Annotated in this window: 26 protein-coding genes and 1 other annotated feature; all 26 genes read left to right on the top strand. The window is 45.6% G+C overall.

Annotated features, from left to right (window positions below; translation table 11 throughout):
- The first annotated feature begins 75 nt into the window (after positions 1-75).
- The gene (gene radA / locus MHI51_RS27960; RefSeq protein WP_036680472.1) at positions 76-1,443 is read left to right on the top strand and encodes a DNA repair protein RadA; all 1,368 of its coding nucleotides are present in this window, start codon (positions 76-78) and stop codon (positions 1,441-1,443) included.
- Positions 1,444-1,456: 13 nt separating this feature from the next.
- Complete coding sequence (disA, locus tag MHI51_RS27955) at positions 1,457-2,533, top strand: DNA integrity scanning diadenylate cyclase DisA (RefSeq protein WP_036680475.1); 1,077 nt, start codon at positions 1,457-1,459, stop codon at positions 2,531-2,533.
- 64 nt (positions 2,534-2,597) lie between these two features.
- On the top strand, positions 2,598-3,335 hold the full coding sequence (gene pssA, locus MHI51_RS27950; RefSeq protein ID WP_036680477.1) for a CDP-diacylglycerol--serine O-phosphatidyltransferase: 738 nt from the start codon (positions 2,598-2,600) through the stop codon (positions 3,333-3,335).
- Between the two features lie 177 nt (positions 3,336-3,512).
- Positions 3,513-4,601 carry a PIN/TRAM domain-containing protein gene (locus tag MHI51_RS27945; protein WP_036680481.1) on the top strand — a complete coding sequence of 363 codons (1,089 nt, stop codon included), beginning with the start codon at positions 3,513-3,515 and terminating at the stop codon, positions 4,599-4,601.
- 95 nt (positions 4,602-4,696) lie between these two features.
- A complete protein-coding gene (gene ispD, locus MHI51_RS27940; protein ID WP_076218759.1) occupies positions 4,697-5,395 on the top strand; it encodes a 2-C-methyl-D-erythritol 4-phosphate cytidylyltransferase in 699 nt (232 codons plus the stop codon).
- A complete protein-coding gene (ispF, locus tag MHI51_RS27935) occupies positions 5,392-5,880 on the top strand; it encodes a 2-C-methyl-D-erythritol 2,4-cyclodiphosphate synthase (protein WP_036680486.1) in 489 nt (162 codons plus the stop codon). The genes ispD and ispF overlap by 4 nt, the downstream gene beginning before the upstream one ends.
- Before the next feature lie 51 nt (positions 5,881-5,931).
- On the top strand, positions 5,932-7,395 hold the full coding sequence (gltX, locus tag MHI51_RS27930) for a glutamate--tRNA ligase (protein ID WP_036680487.1): 1,464 nt from the start codon (positions 5,932-5,934) through the stop codon (positions 7,393-7,395).
- Positions 7,396-7,948: 553 nt separating this feature from the next.
- Entirely contained in the window at positions 7,949-8,641 is a 693-nt protein-coding gene (gene cysE, locus MHI51_RS27925; RefSeq protein ID WP_036680489.1) for a serine O-acetyltransferase, read from the top strand.
- 49 nt (positions 8,642-8,690) lie between these two features.
- Positions 8,691-10,097 carry a cysteine--tRNA ligase gene (cysS, locus tag MHI51_RS27920; RefSeq protein ID WP_339245173.1) on the top strand — a complete coding sequence of 469 codons (1,407 nt, stop codon included), beginning with the start codon at positions 8,691-8,693 and terminating at the stop codon, positions 10,095-10,097.
- Complete coding sequence (locus MHI51_RS27915; protein ID WP_339245169.1) at positions 10,094-10,528, top strand: ribonuclease III domain-containing protein; 435 nt, start codon at positions 10,094-10,096, stop codon at positions 10,526-10,528. Before cysS ends, MHI51_RS27915 begins: the two co-directional genes overlap by 4 nt.
- Positions 10,529-10,564: 36 nt before the next feature.
- Complete coding sequence (gene rlmB, locus MHI51_RS27910) at positions 10,565-11,329, top strand: 23S rRNA (guanosine(2251)-2'-O)-methyltransferase RlmB (RefSeq protein ID WP_076105935.1); 765 nt, start codon at positions 10,565-10,567, stop codon at positions 11,327-11,329.
- A gap of 2 nt (positions 11,330-11,331) precedes the next feature.
- Positions 11,332-11,853, top strand: coding sequence for an NYN domain-containing protein (locus MHI51_RS27905; RefSeq protein WP_036680494.1), 522 nt, complete (start codon positions 11,332-11,334; stop codon positions 11,851-11,853).
- 158 nt (positions 11,854-12,011) lie between these two features.
- A complete protein-coding gene (sigH, locus tag MHI51_RS27900) occupies positions 12,012-12,656 on the top strand; it encodes an RNA polymerase sporulation sigma factor SigH (RefSeq protein WP_036680496.1) in 645 nt (214 codons plus the stop codon).
- Positions 12,657-13,047: 391 nt separating this feature from the next.
- Positions 13,048-13,197 (top strand): 50S ribosomal protein L33, encoded by a 150-nt coding sequence (rpmG, locus tag MHI51_RS27895; protein ID WP_076099620.1) that lies wholly within the window; start codon positions 13,048-13,050, stop codon positions 13,195-13,197.
- Between the two features lie 20 nt (positions 13,198-13,217).
- On the top strand, positions 13,218-13,409 hold the full coding sequence (gene secE, locus MHI51_RS27890; RefSeq protein ID WP_036680497.1) for a preprotein translocase subunit SecE: 192 nt from the start codon (positions 13,218-13,220) through the stop codon (positions 13,407-13,409).
- Between the two features lie 21 nt (positions 13,410-13,430).
- Positions 13,431-13,964, top strand: a complete 534-nt coding sequence (gene nusG / locus MHI51_RS27885) for a transcription termination/antitermination protein NusG (RefSeq protein ID WP_036680499.1) — start codon at positions 13,431-13,433, stop codon at positions 13,962-13,964.
- Positions 13,965-14,038: 74 nt separating this feature from the next.
- Positions 14,039-14,464 (top strand): 50S ribosomal protein L11, encoded by a 426-nt coding sequence (rplK, locus tag MHI51_RS27880; protein ID WP_036680502.1) that lies wholly within the window; start codon positions 14,039-14,041, stop codon positions 14,462-14,464.
- 82 nt (positions 14,465-14,546) lie between these two features.
- Entirely contained in the window at positions 14,547-15,239 is a 693-nt protein-coding gene (rplA, locus tag MHI51_RS27875; RefSeq protein ID WP_036680504.1) for a 50S ribosomal protein L1, read from the top strand.
- A 67-nt stretch (positions 15,240-15,306) separates the two neighbouring features.
- Positions 15,307-15,459 (top strand) — a sequence feature (ribosomal protein L10 leader region).
- 64 nt (positions 15,460-15,523) lie between these two features.
- Positions 15,524-16,027: a 50S ribosomal protein L10 gene (gene rplJ / locus MHI51_RS27870; RefSeq protein ID WP_076099619.1), complete on the top strand. Its 504-nt coding sequence runs from the start codon at positions 15,524-15,526 to the stop codon at positions 16,025-16,027.
- Positions 16,028-16,092: 65 nt separating this feature from the next.
- Entirely contained in the window at positions 16,093-16,452 is a 360-nt protein-coding gene (gene rplL / locus MHI51_RS27865) for a 50S ribosomal protein L7/L12 (protein WP_036680508.1), read from the top strand.
- Positions 16,453-16,563: 111 nt separating this feature from the next.
- Positions 16,564-17,163, top strand: coding sequence for a class I SAM-dependent methyltransferase (locus tag MHI51_RS27860; RefSeq protein ID WP_076186625.1), 600 nt, complete (start codon positions 16,564-16,566; stop codon positions 17,161-17,163).
- 422 nt (positions 17,164-17,585) lie between these two features.
- Positions 17,586-21,131, top strand: a complete 3,546-nt coding sequence (gene rpoB, locus MHI51_RS27855) for a DNA-directed RNA polymerase subunit beta (RefSeq protein WP_038573461.1) — start codon at positions 17,586-17,588, stop codon at positions 21,129-21,131.
- A 116-nt stretch (positions 21,132-21,247) separates the two neighbouring features.
- A complete protein-coding gene (gene rpoC, locus MHI51_RS27850) occupies positions 21,248-24,859 on the top strand; it encodes a DNA-directed RNA polymerase subunit beta' (RefSeq protein ID WP_076130019.1) in 3,612 nt (1,203 codons plus the stop codon).
- A gap of 180 nt (positions 24,860-25,039) precedes the next feature.
- Positions 25,040-25,291: a ribosomal L7Ae/L30e/S12e/Gadd45 family protein gene (locus MHI51_RS27845; RefSeq protein WP_038573459.1), complete on the top strand. Its 252-nt coding sequence runs from the start codon at positions 25,040-25,042 to the stop codon at positions 25,289-25,291.
- A 133-nt stretch (positions 25,292-25,424) separates the two neighbouring features.
- Entirely contained in the window at positions 25,425-25,844 is a 420-nt protein-coding gene (rpsL, locus tag MHI51_RS27840; protein ID WP_036680518.1) for a 30S ribosomal protein S12, read from the top strand.
- Between the two features lie 45 nt (positions 25,845-25,889).
- On the top strand, positions 25,890-26,360 hold the full coding sequence (gene rpsG / locus MHI51_RS27835; RefSeq protein WP_036680520.1) for a 30S ribosomal protein S7: 471 nt from the start codon (positions 25,890-25,892) through the stop codon (positions 26,358-26,360).
- Positions 26,361-26,395: the final 35 nt, after the last annotated feature.

The following is a 26,395-nucleotide window of genomic DNA, read 5'->3' as shown; positions in this document are numbered from 1 at the left end:
AGGGGTAGAAATGGTAAACTTTCATTAGAAGAAAATGATCCGAATTGTAAACAGTTCGGACCGTAAGGAGAACAAATGGCTAAAGCAAAAACAAAATTTTTTTGCACCGACTGTGGATACGAATCGCCAAAATGGTTCGGGAAATGCCCAGGGTGCCAGGCTTGGAACTCCATGGTGGAGGAAACGGAAAGCGTAGTCAAAACACAGGGAATGAATGCCCCTATTTTTCATAGTAAAGAAAAGGCACAGTCGATCATAAGTATAGAAAGTGACAAGGAACCGCGCATACTGACAGGTATAGGTGAGCTTAACCGTGTTCTCGGTGGGGGGATCGTACCAGGATCGCTGGTACTAGTAGGGGGAGACCCAGGAATCGGTAAATCTACGCTCTTATTACAGACCTCGCACGCCCTTACAACACAGGGATTGCGAGTATTGTATATCTCGGGCGAAGAATCGGTAAGGCAAACTAAGCTGCGCGCGGATCGCCTCGATGCGTTGTCAACGGAGCTTTATGTACTATGTGAGACAAATATGGAAAGCATAGAAGAAGCGATCGAACAAATCCAGCCACAATTTCTTGTCATCGATTCTATTCAGACCGTATTTATGCCAGAAGTAACGAGTGCGCCAGGCAGCGTGACCCAGGTTCGGGAGTGTACGACAAGATTTATGCGTATCGCTAAGATTCGTGGAATTGCAACAGTTCTCGTTGGTCATGTTACCAAGGAAGGGGCTATTGCTGGACCACGGATGCTTGAACATATGGTGGACTGCGTGCTGTATTTTGAGGGTGAGCGGCATCATACGTATAGACTTTTGCGGGCTGTAAAAAACCGCTTTGGCTCTACGAATGAAATCGGCATTTTCGAAATGGGTGAAGCGGGGCTTACCGAAGTAGAGAATCCATCGGAGCTCTTTTTATCGGAACGTCCGCTTGGCGTGGCTGGTTCTACTGTGGTGGCAAGTATGGAGGGAACTAGACCTGTGCTTGTAGAACTTCAGGCACTTGTTGCTGCCACCCACTTCCCTTCCCCACGGCGAATGTGCACAGGCATGGATCACCAGCGGATGGCACTTATTATCGCTGTACTCGAGAAACGGATGGGCATGTTCCTGCAAAATCAGGATGCATACCTGAATGTTGCCGGGGGAGTAAAGCTGGATGAACCGGCGATTGATCTAGCTGTAGCTATTAGTATCGCCTCCAGTTTTCGTGATATTTCAACAAAACCTTACGACGTTTTCTTCGGAGAAGTAGGACTTACCGGTGAGGTAAGAGGCGTTTCGCGCGCGGAAATGCGCGTTAAGGAGGCCGCAAAGCTTGGCTTCCGGCGGGTGATTATGCCTGAAAAGAGCATGAAGGGATGGAAGCACCCGCAAGATATCCAGATTATTGGCGTCAGTACCGTAGCAGATGCACTATCGGTCGCGTTAGATTAGGGGGCACAGGGATATGAAAGAATATAACCAATTAGAGAATATGAATGATCTGCTCAGACTGGCGGCACCGGGTACACCTTTTCGGGAAGGTTTGGAGAATGTGCTGCGCGCTAAGACAGGGGCACTTATTGTCGTAGGGTACAGTCCTGAGGTGATGGACGTAGTGGATGGCGGATTCTCCATTAACTGCGATTTTTCGCCCAATTATTTATATGAGCTAGCTAAAATGGACGGAGCTATTATTCTAAGTGAGGATTTAAAGCGTATATTGTATGCTAATACACAACTTATACCGGATTCCTCTATCTCATCCATCGAGACGGGGATCCGTCACCGCACCGCGGAGCGGGTAGCGAAGCAAACGGGTAAGCTGGTGGTTTCCATTTCACAACGCCGCAATATCATCACGCTTTATCAAGGCTCGATTCGTTATGCACTCAAAGAGATCGGCGCAATTTTGGCAAAGGCTAACCAAGCGATTCAGACACTCGAGAAGTATAAAGCAGTGCTCACGCAAGGACTGACGAATTTGTCAGCTTCAGAATATGAGGGCATTGTTACCGTTGCTGAAGTAGTGGGTGTTATCCAGCGTGTAGAGATGGTTTTGCGCATAAAAATGGAGATCAAACGCTATATCAACGAATTGGGCAACGAAGGACGCCTGATCAGCATGCAGATGGAAGAACTGGTTGGAAATACAGAGGAAGAAGCATGGCTTCTATACAGAGACTATGCTAAGGAAGAGCAGGAAGATAAAATCCGTGAAATTATCGCCGGTCTCAAACGGATAAGCGATGATGATCTGATGGATGACAACCATATTGCCCGTATACTGGGTTATTCTTCTACGGCAATTACCTCTGAAGAAGTGGTGACTCCACGTGGTTATCGCCTGCTTAACAAAATTCCGCGGCTTCCGAATGTGATCATTCACAATCTGGTGGAGCGGTTTGAAATGCTGCCTAATTTGATGTCCGCAAGCATAGCTGAATTGGATGAAGTGGACGGAATTGGGGAGGTGCGGGCCCGTAATATTCAGGATGGGCTCAAACGTTTACAGAAGCAAGTTCTTATTGACAGGCAAATGTAAATAACATACAATCACGTAATATTGGGGACGTTAAAGGCCAAAGTTAGAAAATTGAGGTGAAGAAATGATACAAAAATCAATTCCGAGTCTTTTTACGATAGGTAATTTGATGCTCGGAATGTTTGGTATCATGATGGCGTTTGACGGTAAGATTAGCATGGCCGCTATCATGGTTATTATTGCTATGCTGTTAGACGGCTTAGATGGTCGAGTAGCTCGCGCTCTAAAATGCGAAAGCGAATTTGGCAAGGAGTTGGACTCCTTATCTGATGTCGTTTCTTTCGGAGTCGCACCGGCCGTTATTTTGTACGTCTCAAGCCTGCAGGATTTGAACTCTGCATTAGGCTGGACAGTAACTGCGATTTTTCCGGTGTTTGGTGCTTTGCGCTTAGCCCGTTTTAATGTTCGTCCGGGGGTTCCGGGTTATTTTATCGGTTTGCCAATTCCTGCTGCAGGTGGTGTACTGGCCACATTAGCTCTTTTTAATAAAGATGTTTCGGCTCCGTTTATGATCGTTGCTACACTGCTCTTATCCTATTTGATGGTCAGCACTGTTAAATATCCTAATTTCAAAAAGATTGGATTGCCGAAAAAAGCGGTGGTTGGAGCGCCAGTGGTTATTGTTGTTGCAGTGGCTGTAGCTGTTGTGTTCCCAGAGCAAATCGCTAAGCTGATCTTTGTCTTACTTGGAATTTATGCATTATACGGTTTTAAGCAAAATATTGATCGGTTGACAGCCAGACGCCGTCATCGTCGTCGTAGCCGTTCAGAGGATAAAGTGTATCATTCCAAGAACGGTTAATCGGTCCATAAGGTAAGGTAGCTGAATAAATTATGACCAAAGGTTTTGTCTTCCCTAGGGGATGGCAAAGCCTTTTTGCATTTCCAGCACTAATCCAAGTTTATCGTCTTGAAAATTGGAACATACTGGTGAGGAATAGATCCATTTAGGATGAATAAAAAGGAGGTGCGTTAGGTTATGTGGAAAAAAGTGATTTTGTCTTTTGCCTTAATATGTGGTGCTTGGTCAGGTTTTTCGCTATACCATGCGCTCGAAAGAGGATTCCCCAAGGGGATGGAGAAGCTGGGTGAAAGCTTACCTGTAGAAGGAAGCATTTTATTTACGGTGCTGGGTGCCATTATTTTTTTGTTTGCGGGGTCTTTATGCGCGGAATGGGGAGGTTCAAAACTGCGGGAGGCGGTTCACTACTGTTCGCGTATTCCAATGAATGAATTAGCTGCAAGTGCAGCTGGGCTTACAGGGGGGCTTCTGTTATCTCTCCTGTTATACCCTGCAATGATCTGGCTTGGGAAAGCTGGGCAGCTGCTGCAAGTGCCAGCTACGTTAGCTTTTGGATATCTGGGGCTGCGGATCGGTTTGGAGAAAAAAGAGGAGCTTGCTGCGCTGTGGACATCTGGACGCTGGGGCCAAGCGGCTGAGCCGGAAGGCCGCGGGCTTGAGGAACATAAAATCCTCGACACAAGTGTTATTATCGATGGAAGAATCGCTGACATTTGTAAGACGGGATTTATTGAGGGAACCATTGTCATACCTGAATTCGTGCTTGAAGAGCTCCAGCATATTGCTGATTCTTCGGATTTGTTGAAGCGGAACCGGGGACGGCGTGGGCTTGATATACTCAATAAAATTCAAAAAGAGCTTGATGTGAAGGTATTGATCTATGAGGGAGATTTTGAAGAAATCTCTGAGGTTGACAGTAAGTTAGTGAAGTTAGCGAAGGTACTGCAAGGTAAAGTAGTCACTAATGATTTCAACTTAAATAAGGTTTGCGAATTGCAGGGTGTTTCCGTTCTGAATATTAACGATCTGGCGAATGCTGTGAAGCCTGTAGTGCTGCCTGGTGAGGAAATCGTAGTTCAGGTCATTAAGGATGGCAAAGAACATGGGCAAGGGGTAGCCTACTTAGACGATGGAACGATGATTGTTGTAGAAGGCGGACGTGAATATATCGGGACTACGATGGAGGTTCTGGTCACTAGCGTGCTGCAAACTTCGGCTGGCCGAATGATATTTGCTAAGCCAAAACTTTTGGAAAAAGCGCAATAAGTGAAGATAAAGTGTATGGGGACTGTCCTATGGGTTGGAAATGCCCGCCAAACACGTTATGATGGGATTATACGTGAAAGACAGGAGCCAGATTAATGTCAAACAGTGTGGGCGTCGTCATTGTGGCGGCAGGCAGAGGAACGCGAATGGGAACTGCGGAGAGCAAGCAATATTTGTTACTGCAGGGGAAGCCGATTATCGTTCATACGCTGGAGGTATTCCAGCAGCACGAATTGATCTCTGAAATCGTGCTCGTAACCGGTGAAGAGGATATTAAACGCTGCCGGGAATGGATACAGCTCTATAAGCTGGACAAGGTTAAGGCTATAGTAACTGGTGGATCTGAGCGTCAGCATTCCGTACATAAAGGGTTGTTGAAACTTACGACACAGTGGGTAATGGTACATGATGGTGTTCGTCCGTTTGTACAGCCAAATGAAATTGAGGCTTGCTACGAACGAGCGAAGCAGATGGGTGCTTCGGTTCTTGCTGTACCCGTCAAGGATACGATCAAACAGGTGGATAATGAAGGACAAGTACTGTCTACGCCGGATCGGCGAAGTCTGTGGGCGATTCAAACCCCGCAGACTTTTCGTCTTTCTGATTTGCTGGAGGCTTATGCAGCGGCAGAGCGGGATGGCTTTCTGGGCACCGATGACTCCAGCTTGGCGGAGCGTGCGGGGATTCCGGTTTCTGTGGTAGAGGGAAGCTACAGAAATATTAAGATTACGACACCTGATGATTTGGATTATGCAGAATTCACAGAAAGAAACAGGGGAGAGGGACAATCATGATCGCTGTAGGACAAGGATTTGATGTGCATCAGCTGGTAGAGGGCAGGCCTTGTATTATTGGGGGAGTTACGATTCCTTATGAAAAAGGATTGCTTGGGCATTCCGATGCAGATGTGCTGCTGCATGCAGTTAGTGACGCGATTCTAGGCGCACTTGGACTTGGTGATATTGGCAGACATTTTCCGGATACAGATCCAGCTTTTAAGGACGCAGATAGCTTGAAGTTATTAGAAGAGGTATGGGCACTTGCTCGTGAGCGAGGATATAAGCTGGGAAATATTGATTCAACGATTATCGCCCAAAAGCCTAAGATGGCTCCGTACATTCCACAAATGACCGAGATTATCGCACGTGCGCTTAATGCCGACCCGTCCAAGGTGAATGTTAAAGCTACTACAACTGAGCAGCTTGGTTTTGCCGGACGCGGCGAAGGAATTGCCGCACAATCTATTGTCTGTCTACTCCAAGATGTGATATCATCTTGAGATGGTCTAAGTAGTAAATTAAGTTCAACCATATGAAGCGGAGGGAATACAATGACGGATGAAGTCCGGGTGCGTTACGCACCGAGCCCTACGGGACATTTACATATAGGTAACGCCAGAACGGCGCTGTTTAACTATCTGTTCGCCCGTAATAAAGGCGGTAAATTCATTATCAGAATTGAAGATACAGACGTAAAGCGCAATGTCGCTGGTGGTGAAGAGAGCCAGCTTAAGTATTTGAAATGGCTGGGTATGGATTGGGATGAGAGCGTTGATGTGGGCGGAGAGTACGGACCTTATCGTCAGACAGAACGTCTTGACTTATATCGTGTACATTGGCAGGATTTGCTGGACAGAGGTTTGGCTTACCGCTGCTATTGCACAGAGGAAGAGCTGGAAGCGGAACGTGAAGAACAGACTGCTCGCGGAGAAACGCCTCGTTATTCTGGCAAACACCGTGATCTGACTGAAGAGCAACGTTTAGCTTTTGAAGCTGAGGGACGAGTGGCCAGCATTCGCTTCCGTGTGCCAGAAGATCGTACGTATGCGTTTGATGATCTCGTAAAAGGCAGTATTTCTTTTGACACAAAAGAAATGGGTGACTTTGTTATTGTGAAGAAGGACGGAATTCCGACCTATAACTTCGCGGTAGCTGTTGACGATCATCTGATGGCTATTACCCACGTATTGCGTGGAGAAGACCATATTTCCAACACACCCCGCCAGCTTATGATCTATGAAGCGCTTGGCTGGGAGCCACCTTTATTTGGTCACATGACGCTTATTGTTGGCGACAACCACAAGAAGCTCAGCAAACGGGATGAATCCGTTATTCAGTTTATCGAGCAATATGATGAATTGGGTTACTTGCCTGAGGCTCTGGTTAACTTCATTTCTCTGCTTGGCTGGTCTCCAGAGGGAGAAGAAGAGATCTTCAGTAAAGAAGAACTTATTTCTATTTTTGATGCGGACCGTTTGTCCAAAAGCCCGGCTGTGTTCGATAAAAACAAGCTGGCGCATCTGAATAATCATTATATTAAACATGCTGATCCTAAACGGATCTCTGCACTAGCTATTCCGCATTTGCAAAAAGCGGGTAAAATACCTGCTGAGCTGAACGAAGAGCAACAAGCATGGGCGGAAAGCCTTGTCGCGTTGTATCAAGAGCAGATGACTGCAGCTTCTGACATCGTGGCGCTATCGGAACTGTTCTTCCGCAGTCACCTAGAATTAGAAACGGAAGCAGCACAGGTTCTGGCTGAAAGCCAAGTTCCTGAGGTATTGTCTGCTTTTCTGGCTAAGGTTGAAGCCTGTCAGGATTTCAGTGCAAGCAACATGGCTGTTCTGATTAAGGAAGTACAGAAAGAAACAGGTCATAAGGGCAAAGCACTCTTTATGCCAATTCGTGTGGCTCTGACCGGACAAACGCACGGACGTGATCTTAATATAACCATTGCTTTGCTCGGCAAAAACCGGGTCATCGAACGTTTGAAATCACAAATTAAGGGCGCTTAAGGTCGTATTTCATACGACTAAACCCCCTTGTCAGTATCTTGTCTTTTGCGCTAAGATAGAATTATATGATAATAGCTGTGATCAGGAGAAGTACGTCCATTGAAGACAATTGCCAGAGAGAATAACCGAGAAAGGGACACCCTTTCGGGCTGGGAGTTATTCATTTGTCCGGGGCAGAACATGCGCCTGTGAGCTGCACGGTTGAATGACCTTTTTAAGGCTCATTAGATCGCGCCGGGAACGTCGCCGTTAATGATGCCAAGTGGAACGAAGAAATTCTGCCGTTTGTTACAATAGCGGCTCATTTGATTCGTTCAAGCAGAGTGGAACCGCGGTTAAACGTCTCTGCAGCATTATGCTGCAGGGGCGTTTTTTGTCTAAATATAAGCAAAAATAATTTTCATACAATACTCTTTGTCTTATATTTCTACGAGATAACAAACCAAGCGAACACTCACCGCATATGTATGATAAGGATGATGGGCCTGGAGACAATACCTTTCTTGTGTACCTGTAAACAGGAGATAAGGAAGTTAAGAAGAGAGGAACCGTGATGTTTAAGCATATTAAGTCGGACATTCGGGCGGTATTTGATAACGATCCTGCTGCCCGCAGCTGGTTCGAGGTTGTCTTCACATATGCCGGCTTGCACGCCATTTGGGGTCACCGGATCGCCCACTCTTTTTTCAAACGCCGCTGGTATACAATGGCTCGTATGGTTTCGCAGTTTAGCAGATTTATGACTGGTGTTGAGATCCATCCTGGAGCTGTCATCGGAAATAGGCTGTTTATCGACCATGGTATGGGGATTGTTATTGGAGAAACCTGCGAAATCGGTGATGATGTTATAATCTATCAAGGGGTTACGCTTGGAGGAACAGGAAAAGAAAAAGGTAAGCGACATCCCACGGTCGGCAACAATGTAGTTATTGGTTCCGGTGCGAAGGTTTTAGGATCTTTTCGTATTGGTGACAATTCAAATATAGGTTCGAATGCAGTTGTGTTGCGTGAAGTGCCTAACAACAGTACAGTAGTAGGGAATCCAGGTCGTGTGGTAAAACGTAATGGAGAACGGGTATCCGATCGGCTCGATCATACGAAGATGCCTGACCCGCTTGTCGATTCACTGCGGTTTTTGCAGAAAGAAATCGAAGAAATTAGGGAAAAGCTTGGCGCAGAAGATAAACAAAAAACCGCACAGCGGATAGCAGAAGCTCAGCAGTATATTGGTGACTACGAAATTTAAGCATCCCGGTATTAAGGAATCCGGAAGAACAGAAAGGGCTGGAATAAGGATGGCTTTACAAATATATAACACAATGACACGCAGCAAGGAGCAGTTTGTGCCCCAGGAGCCGGGCAAAGTTAAGATGTATGTGTGTGGTCCAACCGTTTATGGATATATGCATATCGGAAATGCTAGACCTATAATTGTTTTTGATATGGTCCGGAATTACTTGGAGCAGTTAGGTAATGAGGTGCGGTATGTTACGAATTTCACGGATGTCGATGATAAACTGATTCGCAAAGCCGAAGAAATGAACACTACTGTAGCAGAGGTAGCGGAAACTTTCATTGCTGCTTACCGTGACGACCTGGAAGGGCTTGGTGTTAAACCGGCAACCTTGAATCCCCGTGTAACGGAAAGCATGGAGCTGATCATTGGATTTATTAAAGAGCTTGAGGAAAAAGGATACGCATACGAAAGCGGCGGCGATGTATATTACCGCACTTCAAAATTTGAAGACTACGGTAAATTATCTCGTCAGAATCTGGATGAGCTGCAGTTTGGTATCCGTGTTGAGGTGGACTCACGTAAGGAAAAACCGGAGGATTTTGTGCTTTGGAAAGCAGCCAAACCTGGTGAAGTGCACTGGAGTAGCCCTTGGGGAGACGGACGTCCCGGCTGGCATATTGAATGCTCGGCTATGGCGCGCGAGTTCTTGGGAGATACGATTGATATCCATGGTGGTGGACAAGATTTGCAGTTCCCGCATCATGAATGTGAATGCGCTCAGACCGAAGCTCTGACTGGTAAACCACTCTCTAATTACTGGATGCATAATGGATTCATCAACATCGGAGACGAGAAAATGTCGAAATCGCTCGGTAATGGCTGGCTTGTAAAAGACATCCGTGAGCGTTTTAAAGCAGGAGCTATCCGCTATTTCATGCTATCGACCCATTACCGTAACCCGCTGAATTTCTCAGAGGATTCTATGACTTCCGCCGAAAAGAGCGTTGAACGGATCATGCTTGCAGAGAGTAACGTTAAACATCGGCTTGAACTCGCTGCTGATGGTGCTCAAGGTGAGGTCAACTCAGAGATTAATGATAAGCTGTCAGCTATAGTGGCCAATTTCCATGCTAGAATGCAGGATGACTTTAATACGCCTGATGCGATCACGGCTATGTTCGATTGGGTGAGCCTGGCAAACCATACGCTTGCGAATAACGAGGCTGCTCCTGCTGATTTTGCTGCATTACTGCAAGCTTTTGGCGAAATGAATGCTGTGCTGCGTTTGACGCCAGAACTAGAAGAGGAAATTGCAAGTGAAGAAGTTGAACGGTTGATCGCCGAGCGGGTTGAAGCTCGTAAGAATAAGAATTGGAGCCGGTCTGACGAGATCCGTGATGAATTAGGCCGCTTGGGCATATTGCTTGAGGATACTCCACAAGGAATGCGGTGGCGTCGTAAATGAGTGAGGAACGCAAGTTTGATAACGGATGGTTTCCTTATGAGCCTTCCAAACCTGCGCGACTACTTTCGCCTATTGTTCTAGCTTATGTAGGAGATGCTATCTATGAGGTGGCTGTTCGCCAGTATTTAGTATCTCTTCCGAATTTGCGTCCGAACCATTTGCATCGTTCTGCTACAGGGCTGGTATCCGCTAAAGCACAGTGTGCGATTCTGAACTTTTTGGAGCCTAGTCTCAAGGAAGAAGAGAAGGATGTCGCCCGTCAGGGAAGAAATGCGAAATCGGGAAGTGTTCCTAAGAATGCGGATGTGCTTGAATACCGTCATGCTACAGCTTTTGAGTGCTTGATTGGTCACTTGTACTACACAGGACAACAGGAGAGAATAGAAGAAATTGTGCACAAGGGTATACAGTTTATGTTGAAACAGCCGTGATAGGCTTTGGCGAAATAGAAAATAGGAGAAGTGAACATGGAAGAAGAATTGAAGACTGAAGAGGAAATATTGGCAGGGAAGCATTCTGTGCTTGAAGCGCTTCGTGCTGGTCGTACATTAAATAAAATTTGGATTGCAGAGACAGCCCAGAAGCATCTGACAGCACCCATCGTTGCCGAAGCCCGGAAAGCGGGAATTGTCATTCAGCATGTGGACAAGCGTAAGCTGGATCAACTGGCACCAGGCGTGCAGCATCAAGGGGTGGTTGCACAAGCAGCACCATTTGCCTATGTTGAAGTGGATGATCTGTTAGCTATAGCAGAAGCCAAAGGAGAACCGGCATTCCTTATTTTGCTTGATGAAATTGAAGATCCTCATAACCTGGGCTCGATTCTGCGGACGGCGGATTGTACTGGAGTACATGGGGTAATCGTACCTAAACGCCGTTCGGCTCAGATAACTGCGACCGTGTCCAAAACATCCGCGGGTGCTGTGGAGTATGTTCCGGTTGCCCGGGTTACAAACCTGGGTCAGACCATTGACCGTCTAAAAGAGCAGGGAGTCTGGGTAGTAGGAACAGACGTGGATACCGATCAGAATCTATACCAATCCGATATTTTCACGGGTCCGGTAGCTGTTGTAATCGGCAATGAGAATAAAGGAATGGGACGCCTGATTCGTGAAAAATGTGATGTACTTCTTAAGCTGCCGATGGCCGGAAAGATCAATTCATTAAATGCCTCTGTCGCCGCAGGAGTCATTATGTATGAAGTGATACGCCGCCGGCAACAGCAGGGATAGCTATGGCCGACTGGCGCGATGTGCTGCTTGTGGATGGATATAACATGATCGGTGGCTGGCCGGAACTTGTGGCACTGTCCCAGATTGGTATGCAGGAAGCACGCGACCGCTTGATGGATTTGCTGGCAGATTACCAGGCTTTCTCTGGACGAAGAGTTATTGCTGTTTTTGATGCATACCGTGTTCCGGGGTTGGGAAGGTCTTTTGTTCAGGGTAAGGTCCAGGTGTACTTCACCAAGGAAAAAGAAACCGCAGATGAATGCATTGAGCGACTGGTTGGGGAATATAGCAATCGGCGCCGGCAGATCTATGTGGCTACGAGTGATTTTATAGAGCAGCATATTATTTTTGCACAAGGTGCATTGCGAATTTCGGCAAGGGAATTGCATCTGGAAATTGAAGAGAATCAGAAACAAGTAAAAAAAGCTATTGAACCTGGCGGTGTCAGTTCTACTCGTCATTCTTTGGAAGACAAACTGCCTCCCGATGTGCGCAGTAAGTTGGAAAAATGGCGCAGACAGTGAGATCGAGGAAGAATCAGGAAATAGTTTATTCCAATTTATGCTATTCTAGATTGATTTTGGACAAACTCCGGTTGACGGTGGAAGGTAACATAATATATACTGATCCTATATTTCGCGAAGTAACGATGTGTCTTGCGTTGCAGCCGGGGGGATTCTTGGTGAGTGTCGACCTCAAGGAAATAATGCTGTCTGAGTATGATTTCATAAGTGATGAAGATATTGTCGAGGCTTTCCGTGGTGGCGACAGTGGCGCATTAGAACACTTGATTAATAAATACCGTAACTTTGTACGTGCTAAAGCCCGCTCTTATTTCTTGATCGGGGCAGACCGTGAAGATATTGTACAAGAAGGAATGATTGGTCTATACAAGGCTATTCGTGACTTTAAAGGTGACAAGCTCTCTTCATTCAAGGCTTTTGCTGAGCTCTGCATTACACGACAGATTATAACGGCTATTAAGACGGCCACTCGTCAGAAACATATTCCGCTGAACTCTTATGTTTCCTTGGACAAGCCCATTTATGACGAAGATTCTGATAGAACACTTATGGATGTCATTTGTGGAACACAGGTTCTAGATCCAGAAGAGCTAATTATTAATCAAGAAGAATTCATTGGTCTTGAAGATAAGATGGCGGAGATTCTAAGTGACTTGGAGCGCAAGGTTCTGATGTTGTATTTAGACGGAAGATCCTATCAAGAGATTGCTGAAGATCTTAAGCGGCATGTAAAGTCTATTGATAACGCTCTACAACGAGTAAAAAGGAAATTAGAAAGATATCTAGAAGTACGTGACAATTGATGATATAATGAACAAGAGAGGGCTCGGACATCGAGTTCTTTTTTTTAGTCTTTTTGAAATCACTCGGATAGAATTAGGTGCTTGCACCATAAATTACTATTTGAGCCGATTTTAGTCGTTGCCGTTGAAGGTAGGTTTATACACAGACGGAATACCCCATAATGGTAAGGAAGACAGCGAAGTGTGAGGAAGAGATAGACCCAAAGACAGGGTACGGCCATATGACTACTAAACCCGGAATTACCCAGTGCAGAACGGAATTCTTTCGTTGACACAGACCTTGACATTATGCTAAAGTGTTTTAGGTAGGCCTAAATTCGCGGCTTTTTTTTAGGATCAATATTTGCGTCTTCTAATGTGAATTAGAAGGACGTCTCGGGAGGTGCACATCATGCGGGTAATTATCACTTTGGCTTGTACAAGTTGCAAACAAAGAAACTATGCGACTACCAAAAACAAGCGAAATCACCCCGACCGCATGGAGATGAAGAAATTTTGCAAGTATTGTAACTCGCAAACTCCTCATCGCGAAACCAGATAGTCTGTGGAGGTGTAGTCGGCATGAAACGTAGTTTCAAGTCTATGTTTTCCTTTTTCACTGAGAGCTGGAGTGAACTCAAAAAGGTTCGCTGGCCAAGTCGTAAAGAATTGACCAACTATACATTGATCGTTCTCGGTACGATTGTAGTTGTCGCTATTTACTTCTGGGTTCTGGACATCGGTATTTCCGCTGTGATTGAAGCGATTATTTAGAGAGGTCCCAGGTGGCTTGATATGGAAAAAAGATGGTATGTCGTTCATACCTATTCTGGGTATGAGAATAAGGTCAAAGCCAATTTGGAAAAGCGCGTTGAGTCCATGGGCATGGAAGACAAAATATTCCGCGTTCTTGTTCCTATGGAAGAAGAAATCGTAAACAAAGACGGTAAGAAAAAAACCGTTATGCGTAAAGTTTACCCCGGATATGTTTTGGTGGAAATGGTTCAGACTGATGATTCCTGGTATGTTGTCCGCAATACTCCGGGCGTTACTGGATTTGTTGGTTCGACAGGCTCAGGGTCTAAACCAACAGCTTTGCTTCCGGAAGAGGTAGAACAAATTCTGAAGCATATGGGCATGGTTGAACCTAAAGCGAAGATTGATTTCGAAATCAAGGAATCCGTACGTATTATGGTTGGTCCGTTTGCGAATTTTGTGGGCTCCGTGGAAGAGATTTTGGCTGACAAGAGCAAGATCAAAGTGCATGTTAACATGTTTGGACGGGAAACCCCGCTAGAGTTGGATTTCACTCAAGTGGAGAAAATATAACATAAGCTAGGGTTTCTTGTGGGAGAGCGCTATTGGCGTTCGAAGACCACTATTTTTGCAAGGAGGTGTCACTCATGGCTAAAAAAGTTATTAAAATGGTGAAACTGCAGATTCCTGCAGGGAAAGCGAATCCAGCGCCTCCAGTAGGTCCGGCGTTAGGTCAAGCAGGTGTCAACATCATGGCATTCTGTAAGGAATTTAATGCTCGTACTGCCGACCAGGCTGGCTTGATCATTCCGGTTGAAATTACAGTATTTGAAGACCGTTCCTTTACTTTCATCACTAAAACTCCTCCGGCTGCTGTTCTGCTTCGCATCGCTGCTAAAGTAGAAAAAGGATCCGGCGAACCAAACAAGAAAAAAGTAGCAAAAATCGGCCGCGCTGCGGTACGTGAAATTGCTGAAACAAAAATGCCTGACCTTAACGCTGCAACTGTTGAAGCTGCAATGCGTATGGTTGAAGGTACTGCCCGCAGTATGGGTATCACAATCGAAGACTAGTAGTTTTCGAAGAATCGGTCATTCGTGACCCGCAAGTATGTGGGAGGAATTTCCGCTAACACCACAAAGGAGGAACATTTTCATGGCTAAACATGGTAAGAAATACCAAGAAGCTGCTAAGCTGATCAACAGCGAAGCAACTTACGAGCCTTCAGAAGCTGTAGAGCTTGTGAAAAAGGCAGCGACTGCTAAGTTCGACGAAACCGTTGAAGCAGCAGTTCGTCTGGGTGTAGACCCGCGTAAACAAGACCAAGCAGTTCGTGGTGTTGTTGTCCTGCCTCACGGCACTGGTAAAACACAACGCGTGCTTGTATTTGCAAAAGGTGAAAAAGCGAAAGAGGCTGAAGCTGCTGGCGCTGATTTTGTTGGTGATCAAGACATGATCAACAAAATTCAACAAGGCTGGTTTGAATTTGATGTCTGCGTAGCTACACCTGATATGATGAGTGAAGTCGGTAAACTGGGTCGTCTGCTTGGTGGTAAAGGTCTTATGCCTAACCCTAAAGCTGGCACAGTTACATTCGATGTTTCCAAGGCTGTGCAAGAAATCAAAGCCGGTAAAATCGAATACCGTCTCGACAAAGCAGGTCAAATTCACGCGCCAATCGGCAAAGTGTCCTTTGATGCTGCACAATTGAACGATAACCTTAAAGCTCTTATCGACGCTTTGAACCGTGCGAAACCAGCTGCTGCTAAAGGTGTATACCTTAAAGGCATCTCGATTTCTTCCACAATGGGACCTAGCGCTCGTGTGAACACAACCGTCTTCAGATAATTAAGGGTTGACTCTTTGAGTCAATTTTGATAATCTATAACAGTTGTGAAACTTAAGGTATCAATCTTAACCTTGAATATGCTTACCGTAGACAGTAGGTGCCTTAGTGCTTAATTTCCTACCGAGGTGTTGTGATAGAAACAAGAAGTAACGAGCTCGCTCGTATAACTTTCGTTTTATCAAGCCTTCGTGATTCTGCGGAGGCTTTTCTACTGCCTGCGTAGGAGCGGTGAAGCTTTCCTTGGAAAGAACGCCGACACATAAATTTTCAGGAGGTGTATACATTGGCAAATGCAAAAGTAATTCAAGCAAAACAAGACGCGGTTGACGTCGTTACTGCAAAACTGCAAAACAGTCTTTCGACTGTTGTAGCTGACTACCGTGGATTGAACGTTTCCCAAGTGACTGAACTGCGTAAGCAACTTCGTGAAGCTGGCGTTGAGTTTCAAGTCCTGAAGAACACATTGCTGCGTCGCGCAACTGCTGCGGCTGAGTTGAGTGAATTGGATGAAGTTTTGACTGGTCCAACAGCTATCGCATTCAGCACAACTGATGCAGTAGCACCAGCTAAAATTTTGAACGATTTCGCCAAGAAAAACGACGCTTTGAAATTGAAAGGCGGCGTAGTTGAAGGTCGTGTCATTGACGCGGAACAACTGAAAGCACTGGCTGAGCTTCCATCCCGCGATGGTTTGCTGTCCATGCTGCTTAGCGTACTTCAAGCTCCAATGCGCAACTTCGCGCTTGCAGTTAAAGCTGTTGCTGAAAAAGAAGAACAAAGCGCGTAAGCCTTTGACTCTTGCAGCATAATCAATACCACAAATAAATTTAAATATAAAATGGAGGTTCAATCATGAGTAAAGAAGCAATCTTGGAAGCAATTAAAGGCATGAGCGTATTGGAACTGAACGACCTGGTTAAAGCAATTGAAGAAGAATTCGGCGTAACTGCAGCAGCTCCAGTAGCAGCTGGCGGTGCAGTAGCAGCAGTAGCTGAAGAGCAATCCGAATTTGACGTAATTTTGACAGGCGCTGGCGCTTCCAAAATCAACGTTATCAAAATCGTTCGCGAAATCACTGGTCTTGGCTTGAAAGAAGCTAAAGATCTTGTAGACAACGCACCAAAAGCAATCAAAGAAAAAGTAAGCAAAGACGAAGCCGAAGCTACTAAAGCAAAATTGGAAGAAGCAGGCGCAGCTGTAGAAGTGAAGTAATTCCTTCTATTACTGAAAACCCCTTGAACTTGTTCAAGGGGTTTGTTTTATAAATAGAGTTAGTAGGGCGTATATACCAACTGCTAACATAATAGGAAAGGGAGGAAAGAGATGTCGCAACATTATTATTCGCAGCAGCCGGAAGTACGTCATGACAGACGTAGCATTGATACCGTACTAAGAGGCAAAAGCTTTCGTTTTACGAGCGATGCCGGTGTATTCTCTAAAGGGGACATCGATTACGGTAGCCGAGTTCTTATTGAAGCTATGATAATTCCGGACGGTTCAGCGGTGCTTGATGTAGGTTGTGGTTATGGGCCGATTGGATTAAGTGCAGCATACCTAGCTCCCAAAGGACATGTAACCATGATTGATATTAACAGTCGTGCGGTAGAACTGGCGCGTGAGAATGCTCAGCACAATGGAATCCGGAATGTTACGATAATGGAAAGCGATGTACTCGGCGCATTGAATGAGCAGCAGAAGTTCGATGTGATTCTAACTAATCCTCCGATTCGTGCAGGAAAAGCTGTAGTGCATAAGATTTTTGAAGATGCGTATGAACATTTAAATGAGGGTGGCTATCTGTGGATTGTGATTCAGAAGAAGCAGGGCGCTCCATCCGCAGTGGCAAAACTAGAAAGCTTGTTCTCAATGGTGGAAGAAGTGGGGAAAGACAAAGGCTATCGTATTATTAAAGCGCAAAAATAAAATACAATAGGTTATTGACATGTGATAGTGATAATGGTATTATTATAAAATGTCAGTATTAAGATAGGCTCCATGTCTTTAGTTTGCTGAAATGTCAAGCAATATATTGTCGCCCGGCTAGCGCATGCCGCACGGCAAGTTTTTGCGAGTTGGTTGTCTATGCTCTAACGCAGCGAATGCTACGTGGTAATAGATAATAGCGCATAAACTATTGCTTGGTGACGTATAATATGTACGTTTTGGGCAAATCTACTTGATAAGGAGTATTTTGGTCATGGATAAATGCGCTCTTTTTTCGAAGATTTCGATAAGGGCTTTTCTTTTATTTATGACTGAATCCTTGTAGTATGGTTCCATTATACGGTTCCAAACAAGGGTTCGCAATCAATTTTTAAGTGAGTAGACATGAGGGGTGAGTAAAGTTGGCAGGACATCTTGTTCAGTATGGTCGACGCACTCGGCGGAGCTATGCGAGAATTAACGAGGTACTCGAGGTCCCGAACCTGATCGAGATCCAACAAAAATCTTATGATTGGTTTTTGGAGGAAGGATTGCGGGAAATGTTTCAGGACATCTCGCCGATCCAGGATTTCACAGGTAATTTGGTACTAGAGTTCATTGATTACAGCCTGGGTGAACCGAAATATACGGTTGACGACGCTAAAGAGCGGGACGTAACGTATGCGGCTCCTCTGCGTGTAAAGGTGCGGCTCATTAATAAAGAGACCGGTGAGGTTAAAGAGCAGGAAGTGTTCATGGGAGATTTCCCGCTGATGACGGAGACCGGCACTTTTATTATTAATGGTGCGGAACGGGTTATTGTCAGCCAGTTGGTTCGCTCTCCAAGCGTCTATTTCAGCACAAAAGTGGATAAGAACGGCAAAAAAACCTACACCGCCACAGTAATCCCGAACCGCGGAGCCTGGTTGGAACTTGAAACCGATGCTAAGGACATTATGTATGTTCGTATCGATCGGACTCGTAAAATTCCTGTTACCGTACTTTTGCGTGCTCTCGGTTTCGGTAGTGATGCCGAAATTCTGGAATTGCTTGGCAATGATGAATATATTCGCAATACGCTGGATAAAGACAACACGGACTCCACGGAGAAGGCGCTTATTGAAATTTATGAGCGTTTGCGTCCGGGCGAACCGCCGACACTAGACAATGCCAAAAGTTTGCTGGTTGCGCGTTTCTTTGATCCAAAACGCTACGACCTAGCTAATGTAGGCCGTTACAAAATCAATAAAAAGCTACACATTAAGAACCGTCTTTTCAATCAACGTCTTGCTCAGCCTTTGGTTGACGACTCTACTGGAGAAATCCTGGCAGAATCCGGCCAAATGGTCGATCGTAGACTGCTTGATGAATTGATTCCATATTTCGAAAAGAATGTTGCCTTTAAAAACTACCGTGTTACTGGTGGAGTTATGGACAGCGAAGATATTCCTCTTCAAACAATTGACGTATTCTCGCCAATTGAAGAAGGCCGGGTTATTAAGCTGATCGCTAACGGCAATATCGACAAATCTGTTAAGCATATTACTCAAGCTGATATTATATCCTCAATCAGCTACTTTATTAATTTGCTTCACGGAATTGGCAATACCGATGATATTGACCACTTGGGTAACCGTCGTCTGCGTTCTGTAGGTGAACTCTTGCAGAATCAGTTCCGTATCGGTTTGTCCCGGATGGAACGTGTTGTACGTGAAAGAATGTCGATTCAGGATGCTAATGCGATTACGCCTCAGGCTCTGATCAATATTCGTCCGGTCATCGCGTCTATTAAAGAGTTCTTCGGTAGCTCCCAGCTGTCTCAATTTATGGATCAGACGAACCCGCTTGCGGAACTTACCCATAAACGTCGTCTGTCCGCCCTCGGACCTGGTGGTTTGACACGTGAACGCGCGGGCTTTGAAGTTCGTGACGTCCATCACAGTCACTACGGTCGGATGTGTCCAATTGAAACGCCGGAAGGTCCAAACATCGGGTTGATCAACTCCTTGTCTACCTTTGCCCGCATCAATGAATACGGCTTTATTGAAGCTCCGTATCGTTGGGTGGATCCGAAGACTGGTAAGGTGACTGAGCAAATTGACTATCTGACTGCTGATGAGGAAGATAATTATGTAGTTGCTCAGGCTAACGTGTTGATCGAAGAAGATGGCACCTTTAAAGAAGACATGGTAATCGTTCGTTACAACAAAGACTCAGACAATATTACAACGATGCCAAGTAATCGTGTCGATTACATGGACGTTTCGCCTAAACAGGTTGTATCTGTCGCTACGGCGCTCATTCCGTTCCTTGAGAACGATGACTCCAACCGCGCACTGATGGGATCTAACATGCAACGTCAAGCTGTTCCGCTTCTAATTCCAAAAGCTCCGCTGGTGGGAACAGGAATGGAACATAAATCCGCTAAGGATTCTGGCGTATGTATCGTTTCCAAGTATGACGGTATTATCGAACGTTCTTCAGCTAATGAAATTTGGCTGCGTCGCGTTGAGACTGTCGAAGGCAAGGAAGTTAAAGGCGATATCGTTAAATATAAATTACACAAATTTATGCGTTCTAACCAAGGTACCTGTATTAACCAACGTCCTCTAGCTAAAAGAGGGGACATTGTTAAGAAGGGTGATATCCTGGCAGACGGTCCTTCCACAGAAATGGGCGAACTTGCTCTTGGCCGTAACGTAGTCGTTGCGTTCATGACTTGGGAAGGTTACAACTACGAGGATGCGATCCTGTTGAGTGAAAAGCTGGTTAAGGAAGATGTATATACTTCGATTCATATCGAAGAATACGAATCTGAAGCTCGCGACACTAAATTGGGACCTGAAGAAATTACGCGCGATATTCCGAACGTCGGCGAAGAAGCTCTGCGCAATCTTGATGAGCGCGGAATCATCCGCATCGGTGCGGAAATCAGCGCTGGTGACATTCTGGTGGGTAAGGTTACTCCTAAGGGTGTAACTGAACTGACAGCAGAAGAACGTCTCCTGCACGCTATCTTTGGTGAGAAAGCTCGTGAAGTACGGGATACCTCTTTACGCGTTCCTCATGGTAGTGATGGTATTATCGTGGACGTTAAAGTCTTTACACGTGAGAACGGCGATGAGCTGCCTCCTGGTGTGAATCAATTGGTTCGTGTCTACATCGCTCAGAAACGTAAGATCTCTGAGGGTGACAAGATGGCCGGACGTCACGGTAACAAGGGTGTCGTTGCCCGTATCCTGCCAGAAGAAGATATGCCGTTCCTTCCGGACGGTACGCCAGTACAGGTTGTTCTTAACCCTCTCGGCGTTCCTTCTCGTATGAACATCGGACAGGTGCTCGAGGTCCATATTGGTATGGCTGCATTGCGTCTGGGAATTCACATTGCAACGCCGGTATTTGACGGAGCGCGTGAGTACGACGTGTTTGATACGATGGAAGAAGCAGGTATGCAGCGTAATGGTAAAACTGTACTGTATGATGGCCGTACAGGTGAACGCTTCGAACGTGAAGTTACTGTTGGTGTCATGCACATGATCAAACTGGCGCACATGGTTGATGATAAGATTCACGCCCGTTCAACAGGACCTTACTCACTAGTTACGCAGCAACCATTGGGTGGTAAAGCTCAATTTGGTGGACAGCGTTTCGGGGAGATGGAAGTGTGGGCGCTTGAAGCTTACGGTGCTGCATATACATTGCAAGAAATTTTGACCGTGAAATCCGATGACGTGGTTGGTCGCGTGAAGACGTACGAATCTATTGTCAAAGGTGAAAATGTACCGGAACCAGGTGTTCCTGAGTCGTTCAAGGTATTGATCAAAGAACTGCAGTCCCTGGGTATGGATGTTAAGATTCTTAGCGGTGACGAGCAGGAAATTGAAATGAGAGAATTGGACGATGAGGACGAGACGTCAGGCGACAAACTAAGCCTCAATTTAGAAGGTTCAGAAGTCGGAGTAGAATAATCAAGCTGGAGCTTAAAAGTTCCATTTTATAAAGGACCGCACGCCCTCTTTTGATGTAACAGTCAGAAGAGGGCAAAGCGGTACTAAATCAGGATTAGGTTAAGGAGGGTTGCTCCTTGTTGGACGTTAACAATTTTGAATTTATGAAAATCGGACTCGCTTCTCCGGAGAAGATTCGTTCATGGTCCCGCGGAGAAGTTAAGAAACCGGAAACCATTAACTATCGTACATTGAAACCGGAAAAAGAGGGTCTTTTCTGTGAGCGTATCTTTGGACCACAAAAAGACTGGGAATGTCATTGCGGTAAATACAAACGTGTCCGTTATAAGGGCGTAGTCTGCGACCGTTGTGGCGTTGAGGTTACCCGTGCTAAAGTTCGTCGTGAACGTATGGGTCACATTGAATTGGCTGCTCCGGTATCTCATATCTGGTATTTCAAAGGTATCCCAAGCCGCATGGGGCTTGCACTAGATATGTCTCCAAGATCACTTGAAGAAATTATCTATTTCGCATCTTATGTTGTAACGGATCCAGGTGAAACTCCACTGGAAAAGAAACAACTTCTGTCCGAAAAAGAATATCGTAGCTACCGTGAAAAATACGGTTACGGTTTCCAAGCCGGCATGGGTGCTGAAGCTGTTAAAAAGCTTCTTCAAGATATCGACATTGATAAAGAGCTGGAATTCCTCAAAGAAGAACTTCGTACGGCCCAAGGCCAACGCCGTAACCGGGCGATCAAACGTCTGGAAGTCATTGAAGCATTCCGTAACTCCGGCAACAAGCCTGATTGGATGATCATGGATGTTCTTCCGGTTATTCCTCCGGAGCTTCGTCCGATGGTTCAATTGGATGGTGGCCGTTTTGCTACGTCCGACTTGAATGATCTCTATCGCCGTGTTATTAACCGGAACAACCGTCTGAAAAGACTGCTTGATCTCGGTGCTCCTGACATTATCGTGCAGAACGAAAAACGGATGCTCCAGGAAGCTGTCGATGCTCTCATCGATAACGGCCGTCGGGGACGTCCGGTAACCGGTCCTGGTAACCGTCCGCTTAAATCGCTCAGCCATATGCTGAAAGGTAAACAAGGACGTTTCCGCCAGAACTTGCTCGGTAAACGGGTTGACTACTCTGGACGTTCCGTTATCGTTGTAGGACCGTACCTCAAGATGTATCAGTGCGGACTTCCTAAGAAAATGGCGTTAGAATTGTTCAAGCCTTTTGTTATGAAAGAATTGGTCAATAAGGGCCTTGCCCACAACATAAAGAGCGCGAAACGTAAAGTTGAACGTGTAAGTCCTGAAGTTTGGGATGTACTCGAAGAAGTAATTAGAGAACACCCAGTACTTCTAAACCGCGCACCAACACTTCACCGTCTCGGTATTCAAGCATTTGAACCGATTTTGGTGGAAGGTCACGCTATTCGTCTTCACCCACTCGTATGTACGGCGTACAATGCCGACTTTGACGGTGACCAAATGGCTGTGCACGTTCCTCTGTCTGCAGAAGCTCAAGCGGAAGCACGCATTCTCATGCTTGCATCCGGTAATATCTTGAACCCTAAAGACGGTAAGCCAGTTGTAACACCTTCCCAGGATATGGTTCTTGGTACTTTCTACTTGACCATGGATAACAAGGAAGAAAAGGGGAGTGGTATGATTCTGCGTACCGTTAACGAAGCTGTATCAGCTTACCAACGCGGAACTGCAGGACTTCATGCTCGTGTTGCTATTCCGGCTAAAGCACTTGGCAAAACATGCTTTACGGAAGAACAACAAAATGCAATGTTGATTACTACGGTCGGTAAGATCATTTTTAATGAAATCTACCCAAGTAGTTTCCCTTATATCAACGAAGCAACCAAAACTAACTTGCTGCACGGCACACCTGAGAAATACTTTATCTACGAAAAAGGCGCGAACATTCGCGAGCTGATTGAATCCGCTCCAGAAGCCAGTGCTGTAGGTAAAGAATATCTGGGTCTGATTATTGCCCGTTGTTTTGAAACTTATCACACAACTAAAACTTCTATGATTTTGGATAAAATCAAACAACTCGGATTCACTTACTCCACACGTTCTGGTGTTACAGTTGCCGTGTCGGACGTTATTGTTCCTGAGGAAAAAGTAACCATCCTGAAAGAATCTGAAGCTAAGGTTGATGTGGTTGCTAACCAATATCGCCGTGGTTTGATCACCAATGACGAACGGTATGACCGTGTTATTGAGATCTGGTCGAAGACTAAGGATGATCTTACGAACATCCTGCTTAAGTCGATGGACCGTTTCAACTCTATCATGCTCATGGTTGACTCTAAAGCGCGTGGTAACAAATCGCAGATCACTCAGCTGGGTGGTATGCGTGGTCTGATGGCAACACCTTCAGGTCGGATTTTCGAATTGCCAATCAAGGCGAACTTCCGTGAAGGTCTTACCGTCTTGGAGTACTTTATCTCCACTCACGGAGCGCGTAAAGGTCTTGCCGATACCGCACTTCGTACCGCTGACTCAGGGTATCTGACTCGTCGTCTTGTTGACGTTGCCCAGGACGTTATTGTCCGTGAAGAAGATTGTGGAACCGATAAAGGCTTCACAGTTAGTCGTATTCAGGATGGTAAAGAAGTTATCGAAGATCTGTATGACCGTATTGAAGGTCGTTACTGCTTCGAAACTGTCCGTCACCCAGAAACAGGCGAAATCATTGTTCACCGCAATGATTTGATTGACTCCGATAAAGCGGAGGCAATTGTAAACGCAGGTGTAACTAAGCTGCAAATTCGTTCTGTACTGAGCTGCCGTGCCCGTCATGGTGTTTGTAAGAAATGTTACGGACGTAACTTGGCAACTGGTAAACACGTTGAGATTGGTGAAGCAGTTGGTATTATTGCCGCACAATCTATCGGTGAACCAGGAACCCAGCTTACAATGCGTACGTTCCATACCGGCGGTGTTGCCGGTGATGACATCACTCAAGGTTTGCCGCGTATTCAGGAGTTGTTTGAAGCTCGTAACCCTAAAGGTCAAGCTACAATCAGTGAGATCGATGGCGTAATCAAGGAAATCCGTGAAACCAAAGACCGTCGCGAAATCGAGGTTCAAGGTGAAGCAGAATCCAAGACTTATTCCATTACTTATGGTTCACGTCTACGTGTTAGCGAAGGCCAAGAAATCGAAGCCGGCGATGAGCTGACAGACGGTTCGATTGACCCTAAAGAAATGCTGCGTATCAAAGGGATCCGTGGGGTACAAAACTACATTCTGCAAGAAGTACAGCGTGTATACCGTAACCAAGGCGTTGAGATCAATGATAAGCACATTGAAGTTATGATCAAGCAAATGCTTCGGAAGATCCGTATCATTGACGCAGGTGACACAAGTCTGTTGCCAGGTGCATTTGCGGATATTCATGAGTACGAAGGTGCTAACAAGGAAGCTATCTTGTCTGGTAAAGAGCCTGCTGTTGCTAAACCAGTCTTGCTCGGTATTACCAAGGCGTCTCTTGAAACGGATTCCTTCTTGTCAGCTGCATCATTCCAAGAAACTACTCGTGTCCTAACAGACGCTGCTATCAAAGGTAAAGTAGATAAGTTGCTTGGACTTAAAGAAAATGTTATTATCGGTAAGTTGATTCCTGCAGGTACTGGGATGAACCGTTACCGTAACGTTAAGCTAAGTGATCCAAATGCAGAAAGCGAACTTGAATCTTTAGAGACGGTTCCTGCTGAATAAATTAGCAATCATGGTAGTGTGCTCATGTCATACCTACTCATAGGTGTGGCATGAGTGTTCTGCTGTGTATAATTTCTATAAAAATTGTTGCTGAATTTCTTGACACCATCTATTGATAATGCTAAAATGTCTAAGGTGCGTGAGTAGCCATGTTATCCTTGTTCATTGGAGGTAAAGAGAATGACTGATGATAGAGGACTACAGGATGCTCAGGTCAAGATCGGTACCAAACAAACCGTCAAGGCGGTAGAGTTGGGCCTAGCCGCAGAAGTCTATGTGGCAGAGGACGGAGATCAAAGGCTTACTTCCAGGATAGTTTTGCTTTGTAACAAACAAGGTGTTAAGATCACATATGTGGATACGATGCTGAATTTGGGCAAGGCCTGCGGAATAGAAGTTGGCGCTGCGATGGCAGCCGTCTTAAAACAATAGCTACAGAAATGTTTTTGTACTGGGGTGAACACCAGCGGCAAGAACTTTTCATTTGTCTTTTTATGAACCGCCTGGGTCTGTGGGCTTAGAGTTCTTAAATCGACTATCATTTCAGGAAGGGGGTGGCAACAACATGCCAACAATTAACCAATTGGTTCGTAAAGGCCGTCAAGCCAAAATCGAAAAATCTAAATCTCCCGCTCTTCAAAAAGGGTATAACGCCCTCAAGCGTGAGGCTACAAATTTGAGCGCTCCGCAAAAACGCGGTGTGTGCACTCGTGTAGGCACAATGACTCCACGTAAACCAAACTCAGCGCTTCGTAAATATGCCCGTGTTCGTTTGACGAACCGTCTCGAGGTAACAGCTTATATCCCGGGTATCGGACATAACTTACAAGAGCACAGTGTTGTATTACTTCGCGGAGGTAAAGTAAAGGACCTTGCAGGGGTTCGTTACCATATCGTTCGTGGTGCTTTGGATACAGCAGGTGTAGCTAACCGGATGCAAGCTCGTTCTAAATACGGTGCAAAACGTCCTAAAGCTAAGAAGTAAGATAACAATATCTGAATAATAAACATTTAAGAAAGGGGGATATCCATGCCACGCAAAGGTCCAGTTACAAAGAGAGACGTATTGCCAGATCCGTTGTATAATAGCAAGTTGGTTACTCGTTTGATTAACCGCATTATGCTGGGTGGTAAAAGAGGTGTCGCTCAAAGCATTCTGTACAATTCATTCAAATTGATTGAAGAACGTACGGGTAAAGATCCGATGGAAGTTTTCGAAGCTGCCATCAAGAATATCATGCCGGTTTTGGAAGTCAAAGCTCGTCGTGTCGGTGGTGCTAACTATCAAGTACCTATCGAGGTTAAACCAGAGAGACGTACTGCTCTGGGATTACGTTGGCTCGTAAACTACTCTCGCAACCGCGGTGAGAAGACTATGGAAGAGCGTTTGGCGGCTGAGATCATCGACGCTTCCAACAACACAGGCGCTTCTGTTAAGAAACGTGAAGATACACACAAAATGGCTGAAGCAAACAAAGCGTTCGCTCACTACCGTTGGTAGGATAAAGGTCATTCAAATAACTTATATTTTGAAGG

The organism is Paenibacillus sp. FSL H8-0260, from assembly GCF_045040625.1.
GTDB lineage: Bacteria > Bacillota > Bacilli > Paenibacillales > Paenibacillaceae > Paenibacillus_AQ > Paenibacillus_AQ odorifer.
Note: the sequence above shows the minus strand (reverse complement) of the source record. Positions and strands in the feature narration are given on the sequence as shown.